The organism is Pseudonocardia sp. D17, assembly GCF_036984265.1.
In the GTDB taxonomy this organism is placed as follows: Bacteria; Actinomycetota; Actinomycetes; order Mycobacteriales; family Pseudonocardiaceae; genus Pseudonocardia; species Pseudonocardia benzenivorans.
This window is the reverse complement of the sequence record NZ_BPRG01000159.1, coordinates 1-3,160: the sequence shown is the minus strand read 5'-3', so window position 1 is coordinate 3,160 and position 3,160 is coordinate 1. Positions and strand designations below refer to the sequence as shown.

Here is a 3,160-nt window from a genome sequence, read left to right as displayed (position 1 = left end):
GCCCCACGGGCGATCCATGTCCGAGTAGAAGAAGGGCGTCGTCACCCAGAACTTCAATGCCATGTCGTCTCTCCTCTACGACAGTGGGAATATAAACGTTTCCACGACTGTAGCGACCCCGTCCGGGAAGCACCACCGTGTCCTCATCGAGTGAACCTAGAAGAGGTGGTTCTTGCCGCCGAAGACTTCGCTGACGGAGTCGTCGGTGAAGATTCGGTGGATGGAGTCGGCGAGTAGTGGGGCGCAGGACACGACGTCGATCGTGGGTGGGGCGCCGGGGCGGAGTGGGATGGTGTCGGTGACGACGATGCGTTCGAACGGGGAGGCCGCGAGGTTGTCGTAGGCCCGGCCGCTGAACACGGGGTGGGTGGCGGCGGCGAACACGCGCCGGGCTCCGGCCCGGACCACCGCCTCGCCGGCGGCGCGTAGCGTGCCCGCGGTGTCGATGATGTCGTCGACGATGATCGCGGTCTTTCCTCGGACGTCGCCGATCACCTGGTTGATCTCGGCGACCTGTTGGGCGGGTCGTTCCTTGTCCAGGATGGCCAGCCCGGCGCCCATGCGGGTGGCGAACTGTTTGTTCAGTTTGACCCGGCCGGCGTCCGGGGCGACGACGACCAGGTCGTCGTCCAGGCCGGCGAAGTGGTCGGCGAGCATCATCAGCGCGGTCATGTGGTCGACCGGGATCCCGAAGAAACCTTGTAGCTGGCCTGCGTGCAGATCCATGGTCAGCACTCGGTCCACGCCGACCGCCTCGAGGGTGCGGGCGACCATCCGGGCCGAGATCGGCTCGCGGGGGGCGGACTTCTTGTCCTGTCGGGAGTAGCCGTACCAGGGGGTCACGGCGATCACCCGGTGGGCGCTGGCCCCGACCGCCGCGTCGACCATGACCAGCAGCTCGAGCAGCGCGTCGTTGGCGTTGATCCCGCTCTCGGGGTTGGCGCACATGGGTTGGACGAGGAACACGTCCGCGCCGCGGATCGACTCGTCGAACCGGCAGTAGACCTCGTCGTTGGAGAAGGTCCTGAGCGTGATCGGACCGAGATCGACACCCAGCTGCCCGGCGATCCGGTCGGCAAGCACAGGGTTCGCGCGGCCCGAGAACAGCATCAGCCGCTTGTCGTAGCCCCGCTGTAGAGACGCCGTCATGAATCCACCCTTCGTGGGGTTCGTGGGGGTCGGCCCATCAGCCCGGCCCCGTCGCTCCGTCGATCGCCGCAGCCCGTGGCATGCCGGCTCGTGCCCCGACCGTGCCGACGGACAGCGAGGCTGCCGCCACGCCCCGGGCGACGGCCTCGGGGACCGCGGCTCCAGCGGCCAGCGCGGCTGCGAGCACCCCGTTGAACGTGTCGCCCGCGCCGGTGGTGTCCCGGACGTCCGCGGGCGGGGCGGGCAGGGACGTCACCCCCCGCTCGGGGTCGACGATCAACACCCCGTCGCCGCCGAGCGTCACCACCACCGATGCGCCGGTCAGAGCGGCCACCGCGGTCGCCATCTCCGCGACCGAGCCGGCCGTACCCTCCTCCACCAGCGCGTAGAGGTCCCGCAGCTCAGACCGGTTCGGCGTGACGACCGGGCCGAGCCGGAGCAGGTCCACCAGGCCCGCGGCCACCGGTGCGGGGTTGAGCACGCACGCCAACCCGTGCGCCACCGTCGTCTCCACCGCCGCCGCGACCGCCTCCGGCGGGATCTCGGTGCTGACCAGCACGCAGCCGGCCCACTCCGCCGAGCGCGCCACTGCGGCGCGCACCGCAGCCGGTTCCACGGCCGCGTTGGCCCCGGCTCCCACCGCGATCTGGTTCTCCCCGCGGCCGTCGACGACGATCAGGGCCGTGCCGGTGGCGACGTCCTCGAGCACGGCCACGTCGGTGACGTCGATCCCCTCCGCGCGCAGGTCGGCCAGAGCACCGGTTCCGGTGTCGTCCGCGCCGACGGCGCCACAGTAGCGAACCTCTGCGCCGGCCCGGGCCGCGGCGACCGCCGCGTTCGCACCCTTCCCACCGCCGTGCCGCGCGACGCCCGGACCCACCACGGTCTCCCCGGGCCCCGGCAGCCGGTCGGTGTGCACCACCAGGTCGACGTTCACCGCGCCGACCACGAGCACCCGGGGGGTCATCGGTCGGACCTCGGCGGGCACACGGACTCCCGCACCTGGACGACGGCGGGGAGCTCGCCGATCGCGCCGGACTCGCCCCTCTCCAGCAGGTCGAACAGGGCCGACGCCGCCCGGAAGCCCATGTCGTGCGCGGGCTGACGGACGGTGGTCAACCGCGGCGTGAGCAACGCCGAGACCGGGAGGTCGTCGAAGCCGACGACACTCACGTCCTCCGGGATGCGCAGCCCGGCCTCGCGCAGGTGCTCCATCGCCCCGATCGCCATCAGATCGTTCATGCAGATCAGCGCAGTCGGCCGAGGCTCGGCGTCCAGGGCCTTCGCCGCGAGCTCGCGTCCGGACTCGTGCCGATAGTCACCGGCGAACACCGGCACCGAGTCCGGGTCCAGCCCGGCCCCGGCGAACGCCTCCCGATACCCGGCCAGCCGCTGCTGGGCCGTCCACAGACCGGGCGGCCCCCCGATCACGGCGACCTGGCGATGCCCCTGCTCCATCACGAGCGCCGCGACCTCCCGCGCTCCCTTGCGGGCCTCGCACACCACCGCAGGCAGGTCCAGGCCCGGAATCTGCTCGTCGACCAGCACGACCGGCCCGGAGCGCGCCAGCTCGTAGATCGACGCCGGCATCGACCCGGTCCCGGACAGGTAGATCACGCCGTCGATGCGCTGGCTGCGCAGGAGCTGCGCCTGCTTCTCCTCCGGCAGCTCGGACGCGTCCGGCACCACCAGGACCACCAGGACGTCCCGAGCGGAGGCGGCCCGCTGCACACCCTCGGTGACCATCGCGAAGAACTGGTTGGTCAACTCGGGCACGATCATCCCGATGGTGGCCGCGCCGCGCCGCTTGAGGTTGCGAGCGGACTCGTTGGGCGAGTACTCGAGGACCCGCACGGCATCGAGCACCCGGTCCCGCCGCTCCGGGGCTACCGGCCCGGAGTCGTTGAGCACGTAGCTCACCGTGCTCACTGACACCCGCGCGTGCTCGGCGACGTCCTTCATGGTGGGCCGCTTGCGCCTGCGGTCGGACTGCGTCACGTCACGTCACCTC

Annotated in this window: 3 protein-coding genes; all 3 read right to left on the bottom strand. The window is 71.4% G+C overall.

The window, feature by feature from the left end:
- Nucleotides 1-156: 156 nt before the first annotated feature.
- The 3 genes from PSD17_RS23430 to PSD17_RS23420 are packed head-to-tail and all read right to left on the bottom strand — an operon-like array spanning nt 157 to nt 3,147.
- Complete coding sequence (locus tag PSD17_RS23430; protein ID WP_013674318.1) at nt 157-1,149, bottom strand: ribose-phosphate diphosphokinase; 993 nt, start codon at nt 1,147-1,149, stop codon at nt 157-159.
- Between the two features lie 37 nt (nt 1,150-1,186).
- Nucleotides 1,187-2,116 carry a PfkB family carbohydrate kinase gene (locus PSD17_RS23425; RefSeq protein WP_013674317.1) on the bottom strand — a complete coding sequence of 310 codons (930 nt, stop codon included), beginning with the start codon at nt 2,114-2,116 and terminating at the stop codon, nt 1,187-1,189.
- The gene (locus PSD17_RS23420; protein ID WP_013674316.1) at nt 2,113-3,147 is read right to left on the bottom strand and encodes a LacI family DNA-binding transcriptional regulator; all 1,035 of its coding nucleotides are present in this window, start codon (nt 3,145-3,147) and stop codon (nt 2,113-2,115) included. The genes PSD17_RS23425 and PSD17_RS23420 overlap by 4 nt, the downstream gene beginning before the upstream one ends.
- Nucleotides 3,148-3,160: the final 13 nt, after the last annotated feature.

Excerpts from the sequence above, each read along its gene's own strand:
- PSD17_RS23430 (WP_013674318.1), bottom strand. The coding sequence starts at position 1,149 with ATGACGGCGTCTCTACAGCGGGGCTACGACAAGCGGCTGATGCTGTTC.
- PSD17_RS23425 (WP_013674317.1), bottom strand. The coding sequence starts at position 2,116 with ATGACCCCCCGGGTGCTCGTGGTCGGCGCGGTGAACGTCGACCTGGTG.